At 68.8% G+C, this 20,749-nt stretch carries 19 protein-coding genes and 1 pseudogene; 13 read left to right on the top strand and 7 right to left on the bottom strand.

The features are described from left to right. The first annotated feature begins 82 nt into the window (after positions 1-82). The 6 genes and pseudogenes from BRW65_RS13780 to BRW65_RS13755 all read left to right on the top strand — a co-directional run bounded on the left by BRW65_RS13780 (position 83) and on the right by BRW65_RS13755 (position 6,495). A complete protein-coding gene (locus BRW65_RS13780; protein ID WP_073875494.1) occupies positions 83-991 on the top strand; it encodes an ACP S-malonyltransferase in 909 nt (302 codons plus the stop codon). Positions 992-1,075: 84 nt separating this feature from the next. Next, positions 1,076-1,420, top strand: a complete 345-nt coding sequence (gene acpM / locus BRW65_RS13775; protein ID WP_073875492.1) for a meromycolate extension acyl carrier protein AcpM — start codon at positions 1,076-1,078, stop codon at positions 1,418-1,420. Next, positions 1,417-2,667: a 3-oxoacyl-ACP synthase KasA gene (kasA, locus tag BRW65_RS13770; protein WP_073875490.1), complete on the top strand. Its 1,251-nt coding sequence runs from the start codon at positions 1,417-1,419 to the stop codon at positions 2,665-2,667. Before acpM ends, kasA begins: the two co-directional genes overlap by 4 nt. An 83-nt stretch (positions 2,668-2,750) precedes the next feature. After that, positions 2,751-4,010: a 3-oxoacyl-ACP synthase KasB gene (gene kasB, locus BRW65_RS13765; RefSeq protein ID WP_073875488.1), complete on the top strand. Its 1,260-nt coding sequence runs from the start codon at positions 2,751-2,753 to the stop codon at positions 4,008-4,010. Between the two features lie 44 nt (positions 4,011-4,054). Beyond that, positions 4,055-5,476, top strand: coding sequence for an acyl-CoA carboxylase subunit beta (locus tag BRW65_RS13760; protein WP_073875486.1), 1,422 nt, complete (start codon positions 4,055-4,057; stop codon positions 5,474-5,476). A 154-nt stretch (positions 5,477-5,630) separates the two neighbouring features. Further along, positions 5,631-6,495 (top strand): annotated as a pseudogene (locus BRW65_RS13755) (hypothetical protein). A 73-nt stretch (positions 6,496-6,568) separates the two neighbouring features. Here the strand turns inward: BRW65_RS13755 and BRW65_RS13750 are convergent. Continuing rightward, on the bottom strand, positions 6,569-8,125 hold the full coding sequence (locus BRW65_RS13750; protein ID WP_073875482.1) for an FAD-dependent monooxygenase: 1,557 nt from the start codon (positions 8,123-8,125) through the stop codon (positions 6,569-6,571). A 112-nt stretch (positions 8,126-8,237) separates the two neighbouring features. Between BRW65_RS13750 and BRW65_RS13745 the strand changes: the two genes are divergently transcribed. Then, positions 8,238-8,669: a nucleoside deaminase gene (locus BRW65_RS13745; protein ID WP_073875691.1), complete on the top strand. Its 432-nt coding sequence runs from the start codon at positions 8,238-8,240 to the stop codon at positions 8,667-8,669. Here BRW65_RS13745 and BRW65_RS13740 read toward each other — a convergent pair. Next, positions 8,666-10,210, bottom strand: a complete 1,545-nt coding sequence (locus BRW65_RS13740) for a glycerol-3-phosphate dehydrogenase/oxidase (protein WP_073875480.1) — start codon at positions 10,208-10,210, stop codon at positions 8,666-8,668. The two genes, BRW65_RS13745 and BRW65_RS13740, sit on opposite strands and share 4 nt — an antisense overlap. Continuing rightward, entirely contained in the window at positions 10,207-10,782 is a 576-nt protein-coding gene (locus tag BRW65_RS13735) for a TetR/AcrR family transcriptional regulator (RefSeq protein WP_073875478.1), read from the bottom strand. Before BRW65_RS13735 ends, BRW65_RS13740 begins: the two co-directional genes overlap by 4 nt. 47 nt (positions 10,783-10,829) lie before the next feature. Between BRW65_RS13735 and BRW65_RS13730 the strand changes: the two genes are divergently transcribed. Together BRW65_RS13730 and BRW65_RS13725 are read left to right on the top strand one after the other, a co-directional pair. Continuing rightward, entirely contained in the window at positions 10,830-12,410 is a 1,581-nt protein-coding gene (locus BRW65_RS13730; protein ID WP_139273099.1) for an FAD-linked oxidase C-terminal domain-containing protein, read from the top strand. Beyond that, the gene (locus tag BRW65_RS13725; protein ID WP_073875474.1) at positions 12,407-13,324 is read left to right on the top strand and encodes a diacylglycerol kinase; all 918 of its coding nucleotides are present in this window, start codon (positions 12,407-12,409) and stop codon (positions 13,322-13,324) included. Before BRW65_RS13730 ends, BRW65_RS13725 begins: the two co-directional genes overlap by 4 nt. A 5-nt stretch (positions 13,325-13,329) precedes the next feature. Here BRW65_RS13725 and BRW65_RS13720 read toward each other — a convergent pair whose 3' ends face one another. The 3 genes from BRW65_RS13720 to BRW65_RS13710 all read right to left on the bottom strand — a co-directional run bounded on the left by BRW65_RS13720 (position 13,330) and on the right by BRW65_RS13710 (position 15,874). Then, on the bottom strand, positions 13,330-13,842 hold the full coding sequence (locus BRW65_RS13720; protein WP_073875472.1) for a DUF3145 domain-containing protein: 513 nt from the start codon (positions 13,840-13,842) through the stop codon (positions 13,330-13,332). Between the two features lie 140 nt (positions 13,843-13,982). Further along, positions 13,983-14,801, bottom strand: coding sequence for a serine hydrolase domain-containing protein (locus BRW65_RS13715; protein WP_073875470.1), 819 nt, complete (start codon positions 14,799-14,801; stop codon positions 13,983-13,985). Next, positions 14,801-15,874 carry a class I SAM-dependent methyltransferase gene (locus BRW65_RS13710; RefSeq protein ID WP_073875468.1) on the bottom strand — a complete coding sequence of 358 codons (1,074 nt, stop codon included), beginning with the start codon at positions 15,872-15,874 and terminating at the stop codon, positions 14,801-14,803. Before BRW65_RS13710 ends, BRW65_RS13715 begins: the two co-directional genes overlap by 1 nt. Before the next feature lie 124 nt (positions 15,875-15,998). On the opposite strand from BRW65_RS13710, the gene BRW65_RS13705 reads away from it, so the two are divergent. Next, positions 15,999-17,084: an S-(hydroxymethyl)mycothiol dehydrogenase gene (locus BRW65_RS13705; RefSeq protein ID WP_073875466.1), complete on the top strand. Its 1,086-nt coding sequence runs from the start codon at positions 15,999-16,001 to the stop codon at positions 17,082-17,084. Further along, positions 17,084-17,707 carry an MBL fold metallo-hydrolase gene (locus BRW65_RS13700; RefSeq protein ID WP_073875464.1) on the top strand — a complete coding sequence of 208 codons (624 nt, stop codon included), beginning with the start codon at positions 17,084-17,086 and terminating at the stop codon, positions 17,705-17,707. Before BRW65_RS13705 ends, BRW65_RS13700 begins: the two co-directional genes overlap by 1 nt. Before the next feature lie 125 nt (positions 17,708-17,832). On the opposite strand, the gene BRW65_RS13695 is transcribed toward BRW65_RS13700, so the two are convergent. Next, positions 17,833-18,552 (bottom strand): SHOCT domain-containing protein, encoded by a 720-nt coding sequence (locus tag BRW65_RS13695; RefSeq protein WP_073875462.1) that lies wholly within the window; start codon positions 18,550-18,552, stop codon positions 17,833-17,835. A gap of 73 nt (positions 18,553-18,625) precedes the next feature. Here BRW65_RS13695 and BRW65_RS13690 point away from each other — a divergent pair, with 73 nt between their 5' ends. Together BRW65_RS13690 and BRW65_RS13685 are read left to right on the top strand one after the other, a co-directional pair. Then, positions 18,626-19,579 (top strand): SDR family oxidoreductase, encoded by a 954-nt coding sequence (locus BRW65_RS13690; RefSeq protein WP_073875460.1) that lies wholly within the window; start codon positions 18,626-18,628, stop codon positions 19,577-19,579. Between the two features lie 16 nt (positions 19,580-19,595). Beyond that, the gene (locus BRW65_RS13685; protein WP_073875458.1) at positions 19,596-20,693 is read left to right on the top strand and encodes an SAM-dependent methyltransferase; all 1,098 of its coding nucleotides are present in this window, start codon (positions 19,596-19,598) and stop codon (positions 20,691-20,693) included. The last annotated feature ends 56 nt before the right edge of the window (positions 20,694-20,749 follow it).

Genomic DNA, 20,749 nt, shown 5'->3' with positions numbered 1-20,749 from the left:
TGGGGAGTACACAAAAACCTAAGACCAGGTTCATAATCTGTTACACCCGCCAAAACCGTTTCCACAGTGTTCTCTTAAACACGTGATTGCATTGCTTGCGCCCGGACAGGGTTCGCAGACCGAGGGGATGCTCTCGCCGTGGCTCGACTTGCCGGGTGCCGCGGACCAGCTCGACCTGTGGTCGAAGGCCAGCGGCCTCGACCTGGTCCGGCTGGGCACCACCGCGTCGACCGAAGAGATCACCGACACCGCGGTCACTCAGCCCCTGGTCGTTGCCGCCACCCTGCTGGCCCACCAGGAGCTCACCAAGCGCGGCCTGCTGGCCGACGCGGACCTCATCGTCGCCGGCCACTCCGTCGGCGAGATCGCGGCCTACGCCATCGCCGGCGTGATGGCGGCCGATGACGCCGTCGCCCTGGCCGCCACCCGTGGCGCCGAGATGGCCAAGGCCTGCGCCATCGAGCCGACCGGCATGTCCGCCGTGCTCGGCGGTGACGAGGCCGAGGTGCTGGCCCGCCTCGAGCAGCTCGACCTGTTCCCCGCCAACCGCAATGCCGCCGGCCAGATCGTCGCCGCCGGCCCGCTGACCGCGTTGGAGAAGCTGGCGGAGGACCCGCCGGCCAAGGCCCGGGTTCGCGCCCTCGGCGTGGCCGGGGCGTTCCACACCAAGTACATGGCTCCGGCCCTCGACCGCTACGCCGCCGCGGCGGCCGGCGTCGCGACCGCCGAGCCCACCGCGACGCTGCTGTCGAACCGCGACGGTCAGCCCGTCGCCTCCGCGGCGGCGGCGATGGAGGCGCTGGTCGCCCAGCTCACCCAGCCGGTGCGCTGGGATCTGTGCACGGCGACTATGCGTGACCGGGAGATCACGGCGGCCGTGGAGTTCCCCCCTGCGGGCACTTTGACCGGCATCGCCAAACGCGAACTTCGGGGGGTTGCGACCCGCGCCGTCAAGGCACCCGCAGACCTGGACGCACTGGCTGAACTGTAGAAAAGCCGCTTCCAGTACAACCACATAACGCTCTATAAGAACGCTCTGTTCGATTAACACAACACATCACGAAGGGAAGACGCTGTGGCCGTCAGCCAGGAAGAAATCATCGCCGGTATCGCGGAGATCATCGAAGAGGTCACCGGTATCGAGCCGTCCGAGGTCACCCCGGAGAAGTCGTTCGTCGACGACCTGGACATCGACTCGCTGTCGATGGTTGAGATCGCGGTGCAGACCGAGGACAAGTACGGCGTGAAGATCCCGGACGAGGACCTTGCCGGTCTGCGCACCGTCGGTGACGTCGTCTCCTACATCCAGAAGCTCGAGGAAGAGAACCCCGAAGCCGCCGAGGCCCTGCGCGCCAAGCTGGAGACGGAGAACCCTGACGCCGTCGCCAACGTCAAGGCGAGGATGGAAGCGGACCAGTGAGCAAGCCTTCCACTGCTAATGGCGGTTACCCCAGCGTTGTGGTAACCGCCGTCACGGCGACGACGTCGGTCGCGCCGGACATCGAGAGCACGTGGAAGGGTTTGTTGGCCGGCGAAAGCGGCATCCACGTACTCGAGGACGAGTTCGTCAGTAAGTGGGACCTGCCCGTCAAGATCGGTGGCCACCTCAAGGAGCCCATCGACGAGCACATGAGCAGGCTCGACATGCGGCGTATGTCCTACGTCCAGCGGTTGGCCAAGCTGCTCAGCACTCAGCTGTGGGAGTCCGCCGGCAGCCCGGAGGTCGACCCCGACCGGTTCTCGGTCGTGGTCGGCACCGGGCTCGGTGGCGCCGAGCGGATCGTCGAGAGTTACGACCTGATGAACGAGGGCGGGCCCCGCAAGGTGTCGCCGCTCGCCGTCCAGATGATCATGCCCAACGGTGCCGCGGCGGTGGTGGGTCTGCAGCTGGGCGCTCGCGCCGGGGTCATCACCCCGGTGTCGGCATGCTCGTCGGGTTCGGAGGCGATCGCGCACGCGTGGCGCCAGATCGCGATGGGTGACGCCGACTTCGCCGTCTGCGGCGGTGTCGAGGGTCCCATCGAGGCGCTGCCCATCGCCGCGTTCTCGATGATGCGGGCCATGTCCACTCGCAACGACGAGCCCGAACGCGCCTCGCGCCCGTTCGACAAGGACCGCGACGGCTTCGTGTTCGGCGAGGCGGGGGCCCTGATGATCATCGAGACCGAGGAGCACGCCAAGGCTCGCGGCGCCAAGCCGCTGGCCCGGTTGATGGGTGCGGGCATCACCTCGGACGCCTTCCACATGGTGGCACCGGCCGCGGACGGCGTTCGCGCCGGCCGGGCAATGCAACGGTCGCTCGAGTTGGCCGGCTTGTCCCCCAAGGACATTGACCACGTCAACGCCCACGGCACGGCGACACCGATCGGCGACACGGCCGAGGCCAACGCCATCCGGGTCGCAGGCTGCGAGCAGGCGGCGGTGTACGCACCGAAGTCGGCTCTTGGCCACTCCATCGGCGCGGTCGGCGCGCTGGAATCTGTTCTCACGGTATTGAGCCTTCGGGACGGCGTGATACCGCCAACGCTGAATTATGAAACCCCAGATCCCGAGATCGACCTTGATGTTGTCGCGGGCGAACCTCGCTACGGCGATTTCCGTTACGCCATCAACAACTCGTTCGGATTCGGTGGCCACAACGTGGCGCTCGCCTTCGGGCGGTACTGAGGCTAGACGGTGGTGACCCGCGTCACCCGGCGACGCCGGGCTCGCGGTCACCACGAGGTACGGAAGGAACGTTCGCAAGACCCATGACAGAGTTGGTTACCGGGAAAACGCTCCCGAACGTGGTCGTCACCGGCGTCGCCATGACGACCGCACTGGCAACTGACGCCGAGAACACCTGGAAGCTGTTGCAGGACGGGCAAAGTGGCATCCGCCGACTCGAGGATCCGTTCGTCGAGGAGTTCGACCTGCCGGTGAAGATCGGTGGGCACCTATTGGAGGAATTCGACAGCCAGATGACCCGCGTCGAGCTGCGGCGCACGGGTTACCTGCAGCGGATGTCGACGATCTTGAGCCGCCGGGTTTGGGAGAACGCCGGCTCCCCCGAGGTCGACTCCGACCGCTTGTTGGTGTCCATCGGCACCGGCTTGGGCTCGTCGGAAGAAATGGTCTTCAGCTACGACGACATGCGCGCCCGTGGCATGAAGGCGGTTTCGCCGCTCGGTGTGCAGAAGTACATGCCCAACGGCGCCGCGGCGGCGGTGGGTCTGGAACGGCACGCCAAGGCCGGCGTGATCACGCCGGTGTCGGCGTGCGCGTCCGGTTCCGAGGGTGTCGCCCAGGCGTGGCGCAACATCGTCTTCGGTGAGGCCGACATCGCCATTTGCGGTGGTGTCGAGACCAAGATCGAGGCGGTGCCGATCGCGGCGTTCGCTCAGATGCGCATCGTGATGTCGACCAAGAACGACGACCCGGCGGGTGCGTGCCGCCCGTTCGACCGGGACCGCACCGGCTTCGTGTTCGGCGAGGCGGGGGCGCTCATGGTGATCGAGACCGAGGAGCACGCCAAGGCGCGCGGGGCAAACATCTTGGCCCGCATCATGGGGGCCAGCATCACCTCGGACGGCTACCACATGGTGGCACCGGACCCCAACGGGTTGCGGGCCGGGCACGCGATGAGCCGGGCGATTCAGCTGGCCGGCTTGACTCCCAGCGACATCCACCACGTGAACGCGCACGCCACCGGCACCTCGGTGGGTGACGTCGCCGAGAGCATGGCGATCAACAACGCGTTGGGACCCCACGGCGGCAACGCGGCCGTCTACGCGCCGAAGGCGGCCCTCGGCCACTCGGTGGGCGCGGTGGGCGCGGTCGAGTCGATCCTGACCGTCCTCGCACTGCGGGACCAGGTCATTCCGCCGACGCTGAACCTGGAAAACCTCGATCCAGAGGTCGATTTGGACGTGGTATCGGGGAAGCCGCGGCCGGGCAAGTACGAGTACGCGATCAACAACTCGTTCGGCTTCGGCGGCCACAACGTAGCCATCGCCTTCGGGCGGTACTGACCGCTTTCCCAACAGAAAGCACACCGGAGAACAGGAGACCTGCGATGACAATCATGGCCCCCGCGTCGGTCGGCGAGTCGCTCGACCCCAGGGACCCGTTGCTGCGTCTGAGCAACTTCTTCGACGAGGGCAGCATCGAGCTGCTGCACGAGCGTGACCGCTCGGGTGTGCTTTCTGCGTCGGGCACCGTGAACGGTGTGCGCACCATCGCCTTCTGCACCGACGGCACCGTCATGGGCGGCGCCATGGGGATCGAGGGCTGTGCGCACATCGTCAACGCCTACGACACCGCCATCGAGGAGCAGAGCCCGATCGTGGGGATCTGGCACTCCGGCGGTGCGCGGTTGGCCGAGGGTGTGAAGGCGCTGCACGCGGTCGGCACGGTGTTCGAGGCGATGATCCGCGCGTCCGGATACATCCCGCAGATCTCCGTGGTCGTCGGCTTCGCGGCCGGCGGCGCCGCATACGGCCCCGCGCTGACCGACGTCATCGTGATGGCGCCGGAGAGCCGGGTGTTCGTCACCGGGCCCGACGTGGTGCGCAGCGTGACCGGCGAGGACGTCGACATGGCGTCCCTCGGTGGCCCCGAGACCCACCACAAGAAGTCCGGCGTGTGCCACATCGTCGCCGACGACGAGCTCGACGCCTACGAGCGTGGCCGTCGCCTGGTCGGATTGTTCTGCCAGCAGGGCCATTTCGACCGCACCAAGGCCGAGGCGGGTGACACCGACATCCACGCGCTGCTGCCGGAATCGGCTCGGCGGGCCTACGACGTGCGTCCGATCGTGACCGCGATCCTGGACGCCGAGACGCCGTTCGACGAGTTCCAGGCAAACTGGGCGCCGTCGATGGTGATCGGGCTGGGCCGGCTGTCCGGCCGCACGGTGGGCGTCCTGGCGAACAACCCGCTGCGCCTGGGCGGCTGCCTGAACTCCGAAAGCGCCGAGAAGGCGGCACGTTTCGTGCGCATGTGCGACGCGTTCGGCATCCCGCTGGTCGTGATCGTCGACGTGCCCGGCTACCTGCCCGGCGTCGACCAGGAGTGGGGCGGCGTGGTGCGCCGCGGCGCGAAGCTGCTGCACGCCTTCGGCGAGTGCACGGTTCCGCGGGTCACGCTGGTCACCCGAAAGACCTACGGCGGGGCCTACATCGCGATGAACTCCCGGTCGCTGAACGCGACCAAGGTGTACGCCTGGCCGGACGCCGAGGTGGCGGTGATGGGCGCCAAGGCCGCCGTCGGCATCCTGCACAAGAAGAAGCTGGCCGCCGCGGCCGATCACGAGCGTGAGGCGCTGCACGACGAACTGGCCGCCGAGCACGAGCGGATCGCCGGTGGCGTGGACAGCGCCATCGAGATCGGCGTGGTCGACGAGAAGATCGACCCCTCGCACACCCGCAGCAAGCTCACCGAGGCGCTGGCCCAGGCGCCGGCGCGGCGCGGTCGGCACAAGAACATCCCGCTGTAGGTCACCTGCTCGCGCGAGCAGACACAAAATCGCATTCGCGGTACCCGCGAAATGCGATTTTGTGTCTGCTCGGCGGGTTAATCCCCAGGGGTGACTGGCTGACCGAGCCGGGCCTCCGCATGCTTCCGCGGTGCATACCGAAGCGCTAAAGCTCATGCAGCGAGCCGGCGGGTACGCGACGACGACACAACTACTGACGGTCATGACCCGTCAACAGCTCGACGTTCAAGTCGGGAAACGGCCGACTTGTCCGCGTATGGCACGGGGTCTACGGCGCCACACGTCCAGATCTTCTGGGGCGATTGGCCGCATTGGATGTCTTCATGGGTCAACATGCGGTGGCCTGCATGGGCACCGCCGCGGCTTTGTACGGATTCGACACCGAGAACACAACAGCTATTCACGTGCTCGATCCCGGTGTACGTGTGCGCCCTACGGTCGGCTTGATGGTTCACCAACGCACCGGTGCCCGGCTCCGACGAATAGGGTGTCGTCTCGCGACGGCACCAGGATGGACCGCAGTGGAGGTCGCAAGGCAGCTGCGCCGGCCGCGGGCACTGGCGACGCTCGATGCGGCATTGCGCTCAATGCAGTGCACGCGCAATGACATTGGCAGAGCCGTTATCGAGCAGCGGGGACGTCGAGGCATCGTCGCTGTGCGCGCACTGTTGCCTTTGGCCGATGGCCGTGCGGAATCTCCCATGGAAAGCGAGGCGCGGCTGGTGATGATCGACCGAGGGCTACCGCTTCCCGAGCTGCAGCATCCGATCGTTGGACGCGATGGCGAGTTGTGGCGCGTCGATTTCGCATGGCCGCAAATGCGTTTGGCCGCAGAATACGAGAGCATCGACTGGCATGTCGGTCGCGAGGAAATGCTCCGCGATAAGGCTCGGTGGGCCAAGATCCAAGAGCTTGGGTGGACGATCATCCCAATCGTCATCGACGACGTCCGACGAGAACCTGACCGCCTCGCCGACCGCATCGCTACGCATCTGAACCGTCCGCTGACGGCCAGTTAACGCCGCCGAGCAGACACAAAATCGCATTCGCGGTACCCGCGAAATGCGATTTTGTGTCTGCTCGCGGGAGTCGTCAGCTGCCCACGATCTGTGAGAGCGCCTCGCGCAGTTGACCTTCGGGGTCGGCCGGCGGCGCGTCACAGCGCCAGCCGACGAAATCGTCGGGGCGCACCAGCAGGGCGCCCGACGGTCCGAGTCCGGTGACCGCCGCCCATTCGTGGCTCTCGACGCGGTGCGCGGCCACCGACGCCGAAGCCGCGGCGGCGCACCAGCGTTCGTCGCCGGCGAGGACGGTGAATCCCGGACCCAGCAGGTCGAGCGTCGAAACCCCGTCACGCACCCACACGTGCGGGACCCGGGTGCCGGGCTGCCCGCGCAATTCGTCCACCAGCGACACGGCGTCGGGGTCCACCGGCGCGGGAGCATCGGAAACCACTGCGCCCGAGCGGTATTGGTAGCCGATAAGCAGCGCGAACATCGGCGCCTCCTCGTCCGGCGGTAACAGGGGCCGGTCGTCGTCCAACCGCAGGAAGCGCAGCGACGGCCCGGTAAGCGATTGGCGCGCGTTGAAGCGCCCGACCGGGTGCCGCTCGGCGTGGTAGGTGTCCAGCAGCGCCTGTCCCGCCGCCCCGTGCAAGACAGCGGCCAGCTTCCAGGCCAGATTGTGCGCACTCTGGATAGCGGTGTTGGCCCCGCCGGCCTTGAACGGCGGCATGGTGTGGGCCGAGTCACCGACGAGAAACATCCGGCCGCAACGGAATTGGTCGGCCACCTGCTCGTACGGCTGCCAGGCCGCGACCTCGATCACGTCGATGTCGATGGGCTCGCCGAACGCCTTGAGCAGCAGCTCCTTGCAGCGCTGCGGGGTGAACTGGTCGGCCGATTCTCCCTTGCCGGGGAAATAGGTGGTAGTGAACATCCCCAAGTCGCCTTGGACCAGCAGGAAAATGCCGTCCACGTCGGCGTTCTTGACTTGCACGGCGTCGCCGTCGGCCAAGTGCGAGATGTACTTCGTCCAGGGCGCCCGGAAGTAGATGAAGACGACAAAGATCGGCAGCGCACCGTAACCAGATGTGCTGATGCCTGACCAGTTTCGGATCGGGCTGTGCACACCGTCGGCACCGACCAGGTAATCCGCGCGGACGGTTTCGGACTGGCCGGTGTCCAGGTCGCGCACCACGGCGGTGACACCCGAACCGTCCTGCTCTAGCGACGAAAGCTCCGTCCCGTAGCGCACCTCGCCGCCGCGCCGACGCGTGTCGGCAATCAGGATGGGCTCTAGCCTGCTCTGCGGGCAGTACTGCGCCGCCGGCTCGGGGCTGAGTTCGTCGAGGCCCGCGAAGAGCGCGTTGATGTCGAAGGCCAATTGCTCCTCGGCGCTGTTGAGGGCTGGTTTGACCATCATCGTCGAAACAGAGTCCGCGACCGCGTGGACCTCGTCGGCCAACCCGAGGCCGCGCAGGATCTCCTGGGTGCGAAAGCTCAGGTTGCGCGCCTTCGGATAGATGAAGACCTCGCGCCGCTTCTCGACCAGCAGCGAGCGGACCCCGTGTTTCGTCAGCAAAGCCGACGTGGCGAGACCGGCGGCGCCGGCGCCGACGATGAGGACGGGAACTCGTGAGGTCGCCATAGCCAAAACGATAGTGGCTATCATTCGGTATTGACAGTCATAATCGGCACTGGACGCGGCCTCCTGGAAGATGCTCATGGAAGATGGGCCCATGGCTCTCCTGGCGGAGGCGATGCTGGACATCGCCCTGGACGAGGCGCGCGCCGGGCTGGCGGAGGGCGGCATCCCGATCGGGGCCGCGCTGTTCACCGCGGACGGTGTCCTGTTGGGCCGCGGCCACAATCGCCGTGTGCAGCAGGGCGATCCGTCGCTGCACGCCGAGGTCGACGCGTTTCGCGCGGCCGGCCGGCAGCGTGACTACCGCTCGACCGTCATGGTGACCACGCTCTCGCCGTGCTGGTACTGCAGTGGGCTGGTCCGCCAGTTCAACATCGGCGCGGTGTTGGTCGGTGAATGCCGCACGTTCAGCGGCGGGCACGAGTGGCTGGCCGAGAACGGGGTCACCGTCACGGTGCTCGACGACGGCCGCTGCGCGGCGATGATGTCGGCGTTCATCGCCGAGCATCCCGACCTGTGGCACGAGGACATCGGCCTCGCGCCCTAGCCCAAGCGCGCCACGAACTCCTCGGCCGCCGGCACCGCGCGCTCGCGATCGCCCTCCACCAGGCCGATGCGCGTCCGCCGGTCCACGATGTCGGAGATGTCCAGCGCGCCCTCATGGGTGATGGCGTATTCGAATTCCGCCCGCGTGACGTCGATGCCCTCGGCGACCGGCTCCGTGGGGCGCCTGCACGTCGCGGTGGCCACCACCTTGGCGGCCTCGGCGCCATACCGCTGCACCAGCGAGACCGGCAACCCGGCGACCGGGCCGGAGCCCGGGGGCCCGGGGTTGGCGGGGGCCCCGATCAGCGGCAGGTCGTGCGTCCGGCACTTCGCGGCGCGCAGGTGCCGCAGGCTGACAGTGCGGTCCAGCACGTCTTGCGCCATGTAGCGGTATTCGGTCAGCTTGCCGCCGATCACGCTGATGATCCCGGACGCCGACTCCACGACGGCGTGCTCGCGCGAGACGTCGGCGGTGCGGCCCTCGCCGGTGTCGATCAGCGGCCGCAACCCCGCGTAGGCGCCGATGACGTCGGCGGGGCCTAGCGCGACCCCCAACGCGGTGTTGACGGTGTCGAGCAGGAACGTGACCTCGTCGGCCGACGGTATGGGGACGTCCGGGATCGGGCCGGGGGCGGCTTCGTCGGTCAGCCCCAAATAGACCCGGCCCAGCTGTTCGGGCATGGCGAAGACGAACCGGTTGAGCTCGCCGGGGATCGGAATGGTCAGCGCCGCAGTGGGATTCCCGAAGGCTTCGGCGTCGAACACCAGATGCGTCCCGCGGCTGGGCCGCAGCCGCAGCAGGCCGTCGATCTCGGCCGCCCACACCCCGGCGGCGTTGATGACCGCCCGGGCCGCCACGTCGAACGACTGGCCCGAACGCTGGTCGGTCAGCCGCGCCGAGGTGCCGGTGGCCTTCGACGCCGCGACGTAGGTCAGGATCCGGGCGCCGTGCTGCGCGGCGGTGCGCGCGACCGCGGTGACCAAGCGGGCGTCGTCGATCAACTGGCCGTCGTAGGCCAGCAGGCCCCCGTCCAGGCCCGCGCGCTGAACCGTGGGCGCCAACTGCACGACGCGCTCCGGCGCGATCCGGCACGACCGCGGCAGTATCGACGACGACGTGCCCGCGAGCGTCCGCAGCGCGTCGCCGGCCAGGAATCCCGCGCGCACCAGCGCGCGCTTGCCCCTACTCATGGAGGGCAGCAGCGGGACTACTTGCGGCATCGCGTGAACCAGGTGAGGGGCGTTGCGGCTCATCAGGATTCCGCGCTCGAGCGCGCTGCGGCGCGCGATGCCCACGTTGCCGGTCGCCAGGTATCGCAGGCCGCCGTGCACCAATTTGGAACTCCACCGGCTGGTGCCGAAGGCCAGGTCGTGCTTCTCCACCAGCGCCACTCGTAGCCCCCGCGACGCGGCGTCCAGGGCGATGCCGGCGCCGGTGATGCCGCCGCCGATCACGACGATGTCCAACGGCTCGCCGTCGGCCAAGGCCGTCAGGTCGGCCTCGCGGCGGGCCGCGTTCAGCGCGGTGGGGTCGGGTATCACGACAGGTATCCGTTCAGCGAGTAGGCGAGTTCGGCGGCGAGCGTGTCCGCGTCCAGTAGCGGTTCGACGATCTGCGCCGACTGAATCGTCGACTGGGCGATCAGCAACACCATGGTGGCCAGCTGCACGGGGTCGCCGGCGCGCACGCTGCCGTTGCGCTGCGCAACGCGCAGCCGGGCGGCCAGCGCGTCGATCAGCATGTGCTGGCTGGTCCCGAGCCGCTCGGTGATATAGATCGGCGCGAGTTCGGAGTGCAGCACCGACATGACGAGCCGGTCGCGACGCAGCAAGTTGGCCACCGTAACGATCTGCCGCACAAGGGATTCCCGGTCGTCGCCGAGCAGCGGCGCCTCCCGCATCACCTCGGTGATGTGGCGGGTCAACAGCGCGGCCACGATCGACGGCGTGTCCGGCCAGCGCCGGTACACCGTGGGCCTGCTGACGCCGGCGCGCCGCGCGATCTCGGCCAGGGTCACCCGGTCCACCCCGAAGTCGACCACACAGCTGGCCGCCGCCGCGAGGATGCGTTCCCCCGTGTCCACCGGAACGCGTGCGTTACTGATTGACAGCATGTGTAATACTGTAACGCATGACGCAACCCGAGGGCCTCCTCCCCCCGATGAAATGGAACGCGTGGGGAGATCCCGCCGCGGCCAAGCCACTCTCCGAGGGCATCCGGACGCTGCTGAAACAGGCCGTCGGCGTGGACGATTCCGGCGCCGCCGAGCTGCAACCCGATCAGGTGCGCCTGCGCCCGTCGACCTTGCCACAGGCGCACCGCGACGCGCTGGCCGAACTCGTCGGCGCCGCCTACTGCCGCACCGACGACCGGGACCGGCTGCTGCACGCCGGCGGCAAGTCCACGCTCGACCTGCTGCGCCGCAAGGACGCCGGGGTGCAGGACGCGCCCGACGCGGTCCTGCTGCCCGGCGACGAGGACGCCGTCGCCACGGTCTTGCGCTACTGCTCCCACCACCGCATCGCCGTCGTTCCGTTCGGCGGCGGCACCAGCGTGGTCGGCGGCTTGGATCCCATCCGCGGCGAGTTCGCAGCGGTGGTGTCCCTCGACCTGCGCCGCCTCGACCAACTGTTCTCCCTCGACGAGGTGTCCGGCCAGGCCGTGTTCGGGGCCGGCGTCACCGGGCCCGAGGCGGAGCGCATGCTGGGCGCCCAAGGTTTCTCGCTCGGGCATTTCCCGCAGAGCTTCGAGTACGCCACCATCGGCGGCTTCGCCGCGACCCGCTCGTCGGGGCAGGACTCGGCGGGCTACGGCCGGTTCAACGACATGGTGCGCGGCCTGCGCGTGGTCACCCCGGTGGGCACCCTGGACCTGGGCCGCGCGCCCGAGTCCGCCGCGGGCCCCGACCTGCGTCAGCTGATGATCGGATCGGAGGGCGTCTTCGGTGTCATCACCCGGGTCCGGCTGCGGGTGCACCGAGTGCCGGAAGCCGTCCGCTACGAGGCGTGGTCCTTCCCCGACTTCGAGACCGGCGCCGCGGCCCTGCGCGCCGTCACCCAGACCGCCACCGGCCCCACGGTCATCCGGCTTTCCGACGAGGCCGAGACCGGGGTCAACCTGGCCACCACCGAGTCCATCGGCGAAAGCCAGATCACCGGCGGCTGCCTGGGCATCACGGTCTTCGAGGGCACCAAGGAACACGTCGAAAGCCGGCACGCCGAAACCAGCGCCCTGCTGGCGGCCCGCGGCGGAACGTCGCTGCGTGAAGCGCCGGCGCGAGCGTGGGAGCACGGGCGGTTCGGCGCGCCGTATCTGCGCGACTCGCTGCTGTCGGCGGGCGCGCTGTGCGAGACCCTCGAGACGGCCACCGACTGGTCCAACCTTCCCGCGCTCAAAGCCGCTGTGACGCAAGCACTTACCGATGCGCTGGCCGCGAGCGGCACGCCCGCGCTGGTGATGTGCCACATCTCGCACGTCTATCCCACCGGCGCGTCGCTGTACTTCACCGTCGTCGCCGGGCAGCGCGGCAATCCGATCGAACAATGGGGGGCCGCCAAGAGGGCGGCGTGCGACGCGATCATGGCCACCGGCGGGACCATCACCCACCACCATGCGGTCGGCGCCGACCACCGCCCCTGGATGGGCGACGAGGTGGGCGAGCTGGGCGTGCAGGTCCTGCGCTCGGTGAAGGCGACCCTGGACCCGGCCGGAATCCTCAACCCGGGCAAGCTGATTCCATGACCCGGCGCGAGATCGCGAAGGTGATCGCGCTGACCAACCCCGTCTCGGGGCACGGCGCGGCAATCCGGGCGGCCCAGCTCGCGATCGCGCGGCTGCACCACCACGGGGTCGAGGTCGTCGAGATCATCGGCGACGACGCGCAAGACGCGCGCTACCTGGTGAGCGCGGCGCTGGAGAAGGGCGCCGACGCGGTGATGGTGACCGGCGGCGACGGCGTCGTGTCCAACGCGCTGCAGGTACTGGCGCGCACCGACGTGCCGATGGGCATCGTGGCGGCGGGGACGGGCAACGACCATGCCCGCGAATTCGGCTTACCCACCAAGGATCCCGAAGCCGCGGCCGACATCATCGTCGACGGCTTCACCGAAACGATCGACCTGGGCCGCATCCGCGACAGCGAAGGGGCCACCAAGTGGTTCGGCACCGTCGCGGCTACCGGCTTCGACTCCCTGGTGACCGACCGGGCCAACCGGATGCGCTGGCCGCACGGGCGGTTGCGGTACTACCTCGCGATGCTCGCCGAGCTATCGCAGCTGCGGCTCTTGCCGTTCCGCATGGTGCTCGACGGCACGCGCGAGATGGACGCCGAGATCACGCTGGCGGCCTTCGGCAACACCCGCAGCTACGGCGGCGGCATGCTGATCTGCCCCCACGCCGACCCCACCGACGGCCTGCTCGACATCACGATGGTCCACGAGGCGTCGCGCACCAAGCTGGTCCGCCTCTTCCCCACCGTCATCAAGGGCACCCACATCGGCCTCGACGAGGTGAGCACGACGCGGGCCAAATCCATTCACGTCGAGTGCCCCGGCATCAACGTCTACGCCGACGGCGACTTCGCCTGCCCGCTGCCCGCGGAGATCAGCGCGGTTGCGGGCGCGCTGCGCATCCTGCGGCCGGCCGGGGACCAATAAGGGCGCTAGCCGACTCCCCGGCTCAGCCAGGTCACCTCGCCGACCTCGCCGCCGTCCCGGTACGCCTCCAGGGCGTCGTCCCACGCCGTTCCCAGCACGGTGTCCAGTTCGGCGGCCAGGGTGTCGGCGCCCTGCGACATCAGCGCCCGAAGCCGCATCTCCCCGACCATGACGTCGCCGTTGGCACTCATCGCCCCGCTCCACAGGCCGAGCTGCGGGGTGTGGCTGAACCGCTGGCCGTCGACTCCGGGGCTGGGGTCCTCGGTGACCTCGAACCGCAGCACCGACCACGAACGCAAGGCGTTGGCCAGCCGGGCGCCGGTGCCCACGGGCCCGACCCAGTTGGTGACCGCGCGCAGCTGGCCGGGCATGGCCGGCTGCTGGGTCCACGTGAGGTTCGCCTTCGCCCCAAGGGTCGACGACAACGCCCACTCGACATGCGGGCATACCGCCGCGGGCGAGGCGTGCACGTACACCACGCCAGTCGTCACGTCGGCGAATTGATTCGACGCACGCATATCCTGCTCCTTCGGTTCCGCGAGGGACGTCTTCCCCAACGACCTGGCGGGACCTACAAGCAGGATCTGCTAACTATTTGTGTGTCGTGCGTGTCTATTGTGCCTTGTGATACCCATGTTGCGCTAGTGTGCATTTTCCATTAGCCGTATTCGGCGATCACGGCGTCCGACAACGCCGGCCACGGACGCAGCGCCCACTCACCGAAATCGCGATTGGTGAGGGCCACCAGCGCCAGGTCCCGTTCGGGATCTGCCCAGATGAACCCACCCGCCTGACCGAAATGCCCGTAGGTCCGCGGCGAGTTTTGCGCGCCGGTCCAGTGCGGAGATTTGGCGTCCCGAATCTCGAAACCCAGCCCCCAGTCGTTGGGCCGCTGGGCGCCATAGCCGGGCAGTACGCCGTCCAGGCCGGGAAATTGCACCGTCGTCGCCTCCGCGTGCAGCTGCGCCGAGACCGTCGCCGGGCGCAGCAAGTCCCCGGCGAATTTCGCCAGGTCAGCGACCGTGGACACCGCCCCGAACCCGGCGGCCGCCGCGCCGCCGTCCAGCCGGGTGGAAGCCATGCCCAGCGGTTCGAACACCGCCTCGGCCAGGTAGTGGCCGAATTCGATCCCGGATTCGCGCTCCACGGTCTGGGCCAGCACGGCGAAGCCGTGGTTGGAGTAGATGCGCCGCACGCCGGGGGCGGCCAGCACGTGGTCGTTCTGCAGCGCCAGGCCCGACGCGTGCGCCAGCAGGTGGCGGACGGTGGCGCCGGGCGGCCCGGCGGCGGTGTCCAGATCGACGACGCCCTCTTCGACGGCGACCTGGGCGGCGCGGGCCACCAGCGGCTTGGTCACCGAAGCCAGCGCGAACGCCCGCTTGGTGTCGCCGTGGCTGGCCAGCACCCCGTCGGGCCCGATCACCGCCGCGGCGGCGGCCTCGACGGGCCAATCTTTTAGAGCGTCGAGGGCCGACATCACTTCCGGGCGATGTAGTAGTTGTTGATCGGGTCCGACTCGATCTCCGCGACCCGCACGTCGCCGAACCCGGCGTCGGCCAGCATCGCGGTGGCCAGCTGCGTCCCCCAGGCGGTGCCAAGCCCGGCGCCGTCCAGCGCCAGCGACACCGTCATGCAGTGCATCAGCGACGTGGTGTACAGGTAGGTGCTCATCGGGACGCCGACGTTGTCCTCGAGCCGGCTGGAGGCCTTGATGTCGGCCATCAGCAGCACGCCGCCGGGGCGCAGGGCGCGGTAGATGTTCTCCAGCACCTTCGCGGGCTGGGCCTGGTCGTGGATGGCGTCGAACACGGTGATGACGTCGTAGGCCTCGACCTTGTCCAGCTCCGCCAGGTTGTGGCTTTCGAAGGTCGCGTTGGTCAGGCCGAGGTCGGCGGCCTCGCGGGCGCCGACGGCGATCGCCTCGTCGGAGAAGTCGATGCCGGTGAAGCGGCTGGCGGGGAACGCCCGCGCCATCACGTTGATGGCGTGGCCGCTGCCGCAACCGAAGTCCGCGACGTCGGCCCCGGCCCGCAGCCGTTCGACGAGGCCGTCGACCAACGGCAGGACCACATCGACCAGCGCGGTGTCGTACACCACCCCGCTCTGCTCGGCCATCAGCGCGTGGAAACGGGGGAACTCGCTGTAGTGCAGGCCGCCGCCGTCGCGGAAGCAGCCGATGATCTTCTGTTCGACTTCGGCGAGCAGCGGGACGAACAGGGTCACCAGGGCGAGGTTGTCCGGGCCGGCCGCCCGGGTCAGCACGCCGGCGCGGTGCGCGGGCAGCGAGTAGGTGCCGGCGGTCGCGTCGTAGTCGACGACGTGGGCGGTCGTCATGCCGGCCAGCCACTCGCGCACGTAGCGCTCGTTGAGGCCGGCGGCCTCGGCGATCTGCGCGCTGGTGGCGGGCGCGAGCCCGGCCATCGTGTCGAGCAGACCGGTCTGGTGCCCGATGCTCAGCAGCAGGGTCAGGCTGGCGCCGTCGATGGCCGCGGTGATTCGTTCGCTGAACTCTTCGCCGGTTTCCGAGGTTGTCTCGGGTGCTTCGTTCATCTACGCCGCTCCTCATCGCTTCCTCCCCCGCAAGCGGGTGGGGGTCCCTCCCTCTGGGGGCGTACCCCCACTGCATCGTCCCCGGCGCGCATGGTCAGCGACGGTACACCGTAGTTTGGTGGCCATGAGTCAGACAGTGCGCGGCGTGATTTCACGAAAGAAGGGCGAGCCCGTCGAGCTGGTGGACATCGTCGTCCCGGATCCCGGGCCCGGTGAGGCCCTGGTGGACGTCATCGCCTGCGGGGTGTGCCACACCGACCTGACCTACCGCGAGGGCGGCATCAACGACGAGTACCCGTTCCTGCTCGGCCACGAGGCCGCCGGTCGGGTCGAGGCCGTCGGGCCGGGTGTGACCGCGGTCGAGCCGGGCGACTTCGTGATCCTGAACTGGCGCGCCGTCTGCGGCCAGTGCCGGGCCTGCAAGCGCGGCCGCCCGCATCTGTGTTTCGACACGTTCAACGCCGCGCAGAAGATGACGCTGACCGACGGCACCGAACTGACGCCCGCGCTGGGCATCGGGGCGTTCGCCGACAAGACGCTGGTGCACGCCGGCCAGTGCACCAAGGTCGATCCCGCCGCCGACCCGGCCGTCGCGGGCCTGCTCGGTTGTGGGGTGATGGCCGGCATCGGCGCGGCGATCAACACCGGCGGCGTCACGCGCGACGACACCGTGGCGGTGATCGGCTGCGGCGGGGTCGGCGACGCCGCGATCGCCGGCGCCGCGCTGGTCGGGGCCCGGCGGATCATCGCGGTCGACACCGACGACACCAAGCTGGACTGGGCCCGCAAGTTCGGCGCCACCCACACGGTCAACGCGCGTCAGGCCGACGTCGTCGAGGCGATCCAGGACCTCACCGACGGGTTCGGGGTCAACGTGGCGATCGACGCGGTCGGCCGGCCCGAGACCTGGAAGCAAGCCTTCTACGCCCGCGACCTCGCGGGAACCGTTGTGCTGGTGGGGGTTCCGACGCCCGACATGAAGCTCGAGATGCCGCTGATCGACTTCTTCTCCCACGGCGGGTCGCTGAAGTCGTCGTGGTACGGCGATTGCCTGCCCGAACGCGACTTCCCCACCCTGATCGATTTGTACCTGCAGGGCCGGCTCCCGCTGGAGCAGTTCGTCTCCGAGCGCATCGGCCTCGACGACGTCGAGGAGGCCTTCCACAAGATGCACGGGGGCAAGGTGTTGCGTTCGGTGGTGATGCTCTGATGGTCCAGATTCAGCAGGTGGTCACCCACGGCACGTTCGAATTGGACGGCGGAAGTTGGGAAGTCGACAACAACATCTGGCTCATCGGTGACAACTCCAACGTGGTGGTGTTCGACGCCGCGCACACCGCCGAGCCGATCATCGAAGCCGTGGGTGGCCGGCACGTCGTCGCGGTGGTGTGCACGCACGGCCACAACGACCACGTGACGGTCGCGCCGGCGTTGAGCGAGGCGCTCGACGCGCCGGTGCTGCTGCACCCCGCCGACGAGGTGCTGTGGCGGATGACGCACCCCGACAAGGAGTTCCGCTCCGTCTCCGACGGCGAGACGGTCAGCGTGGGCGGGACGGATTTGCGCGCGTTGCACACGCCGGGGCACTCCCCCGGATCGGTGTGCTGGTATTCGCACGACCTGGGTGTCGTGTTCAGCGGCGACACCCTGTTCTCCGGCGGCCCGGGTGCGACCGGCCGCTCGTATTCGGATTTCCCGACGATCCTGGAGTCGATCTCGGAGCGGTTGGGCAAGCTGCCAGGCGAGACGCTGGTGCACACCGGCCACGGCGACAGCACCACGATCGGCGACGAGATCGTCCACTACGAGGAGTGGGTGGCCCGGGGCCACTGAGGCCGGTGCGGCCACATCCGTCACACGCGTAGCGGTTTCCCGGCCACCATGCGTGTCCCCGGATTTGATATCACCGGTGATAGCAAATCCGGAACTGGCCAACTGCTCGCAGACACCCCGCCCGACTACCGCCCCTCGAGGATCCGCCGCTTCTCGGCCTCGAACTCCTCCTGCGTCAGTGCCCCCGAGTCACGTAGCGCGGCAAGAGTTTTGAGCCGCTCAAGGCGGACCCCCTCGTCGGTCGGCTCGACGGGTCCCGCGGGCGGGGCCGGGGCCCGGTAGTACGGGTTGGCCGCCACCACCGCCCTGCGGCGGGTGCGGCCCAGCCACCAGCCCGACAACACCGAACCGGCCAGACCCACCACGAAGGCGGCGACGAACACCCACACCAAGAAGCCGTAGGAACTCTTGTGGCCGAACGCCAGTCGCGGCTCGATGTACCCATTGACCTTCCCGTCGGTCGTGATGTTGTAGGTGCCGCTCGACGCGACGCGGGCGACCCACACCCGCACGTGCGCGTCGTTGTTGACCGTCGTGGTAGTCCCGATACTCTCGGTTACCACGGGCTGCGCCACGCCGTCGGGCGGCGCGATCGTGACACCCAACGGCGGCACCGGCAGCCCGCTGTCGGGGCCGCTGATGACGACGGTGTGCAGGCTGATGGTGACGTCACCGGCGGGCAGGTAAAGGCTGCCCGAGCCCGGGACGGGCACCTCGCCGTAGGCGTTGTATTTGTCCAGGAAGAAGGCGTTCAGCACCAGGGCGGCGATGAAGCCGCCCACCGATACGACCATCACGACGATGGCAGCGGCCAGCGAGATCTTCGCGAGCCGTCGGCTGCTCATCCAGGCAGTGTGTCACCGCGGCGGCCAACAGCGCACACTGGGAGCCGGGTGAAACTGGTAAGGAGTGATACGCATGGCCAACGATCTCGTCGCCACGGTCCCCGACCTGTCGGGCAAGCTGGCAATCATCACCGGCGCCAACAGCGGCCTGGGCTTCGGCCTGGCCCGCCGCCTGGCGGCCGCAGGCGCCGACGTCGTGATGGCGATCCGCAATCGCGCCAAGGGCGAGGATGCCATCGCGGAAATCCGCAAGACGGTCCCCGACGCCAAGCTGACCATCAAGGCGCTGGACCTGTCGTCGCTGGCCTCGGTCGCCGCGCTGGGCGAACAACTCAACGCCGAGGGCCGCCCGATCGACATCCTGATCAACAACGCCGGCGTCATGACGCCGCCCGAACGCGACACCACCGCCGACGGCTTCGAATTGCAGTTCGGCAGTAACCATCTCGGGCACTTCGCGCTGACCGGGCACGTGCTGCCGCTGCTGCGCGCCGCCGGCAACGCGCGCGTCGTCTCGCTGAGCAGCGTGGCGGCCCGTCAAGGCAAGATCCACTTCGACGACCCGAATTTCGAGAAGTCCTACGCGGCGATGTCGGCGTATGGCCAGTCGAAGCTGGCGGTGCTGATGTTCGCCCTCGAGCTGGACCGGCGCAGCCGCGCGGGCGGCTGGGGCATCGTGTCCAACGCCGCGCATCCCGGCCTGACCAAGACCAACCTGCAGATCGCCGGGCCGTCGCACGGCCGGGAGAAGCCCGCCCTGATGGAGCGGCTGTACAAGGCGTCGTGGCGCTTCACGCCGTTCTTGTGGCAGGACATCGACGAGGGGATCTTGCCGGCGCTGTACGCGGCCGCCGCCCCGCACGCCGAGGGTGGCGCGTTCTACGGCCCCCGCGGGTTCCAGGAGTTGGTCGGCGGCGGCGTGCGACCGGCCAAGGTGCCCGCGCCGGCCCGCAACGAGGCTGACTGCCAACGACTTTGGGAGCTTTCCGAGCAGCTCACCGGCGTCACCTACCCGAAGCCGGACTGACGACTATCGTTGGGACATGCGGCCTCAGCCAAGGATGCCCGAATCGAGCATTGTGGTTCGTCCCGAGTCCGTCTACACCCAGTCGTCGCGGCTGCAGGCCGCCGGGCTGGCGCCGGCCATCGCGATGTTCGAGCGCGCCGCCGAGCAGGTAGCGCTGCCCCGGCCGCCGCAGCCCATCGTCATCGCCGACTATGGCGCGGCCAACGGCCACAATTCGCTCAAGCCCCTGTCGGCGGCCATCGCGGTGCTGCGCCGCCGCACCCGCCACGACCACGCAATCCTGGTGGCCCACACCGACATACCGGACAACGACTTCTCGGCGCTGTTCCACACCCTGGAAGACGACCCGGAAAGCTACCTGCAGCTCGACAACGCCACATTCGCGTCGTCGATCGGCCGCTCGTTCTACGGGCAGATCGTGCCGTCCAAGACGGTCAACCTCGGCTGGTCGTCGTGGGCGACGCAGTGGCTGAGCGCGATGCCCGGCGAGGTGCACGATCACGTGCATGTCGCCTACAGCAACGACCACGCGGTGCGCGCGGCGTACGCCGAGCGGGCGGCGATGGACTGGCACAACTTCGTCGCGTATCGCGGCCGCGAACTGGCCCCCGAGGGGCGGCTGGTGGTCATGACGATCGCGCTCGACGAGGACGGCACGACGGGGTTCCCGACGCTGATCGACGCGATGCTCGAGGGGCTGCGGGAGCGCGTGCGCGACGGCCTGGTGCGCGAGGAGGAGGTGCGGCGGATGACCATTCCCACATTCGCCCGCGGCGAGAAGGACTTCCGCGCGCCGTTCGCGCCCAGCGGGCGCTTCGAAGGCCTGACGATCGACCACCTCGAGATGTTCAATGCCGAGGATCGGTTTTGGGCCCGCTTCCGAGCCGACCGCGACGCCGAGGCCTTCGGCGGGCAGTGGGCTGCCTTCGCCCGCGCCGCGCTGTTTCCCGCCCTGGTGCGCGGGCTGGACGGCGGGGTCAAAGACGCCCGCGCCGGGGAGTTCGTCGACCAGCTCGAGCGTGCGGTCGCGGCGCGGCTGTCAAACGCACCCGAGCCGATGCGGATTCCGTTGGCCCTGGTCGAGCTGGTCAAGCGCGAACGATCGGGCGCGTGAGAGTTTCGACACATCGCAGCAACGGGTAACCCCCCACAGATCGCGACCTGCGATTG

Origin of the sequence: Mycobacterium paraffinicum (genome assembly GCF_001907675.1) — a bacterium.
Lineage (GTDB): Bacteria > Actinomycetota > Actinomycetes > Mycobacteriales > Mycobacteriaceae > Mycobacterium > Mycobacterium paraffinicum_A.
Note: the sequence above shows the minus strand (reverse complement) of the source record. Positions and strands in the feature narration are given on the sequence as shown.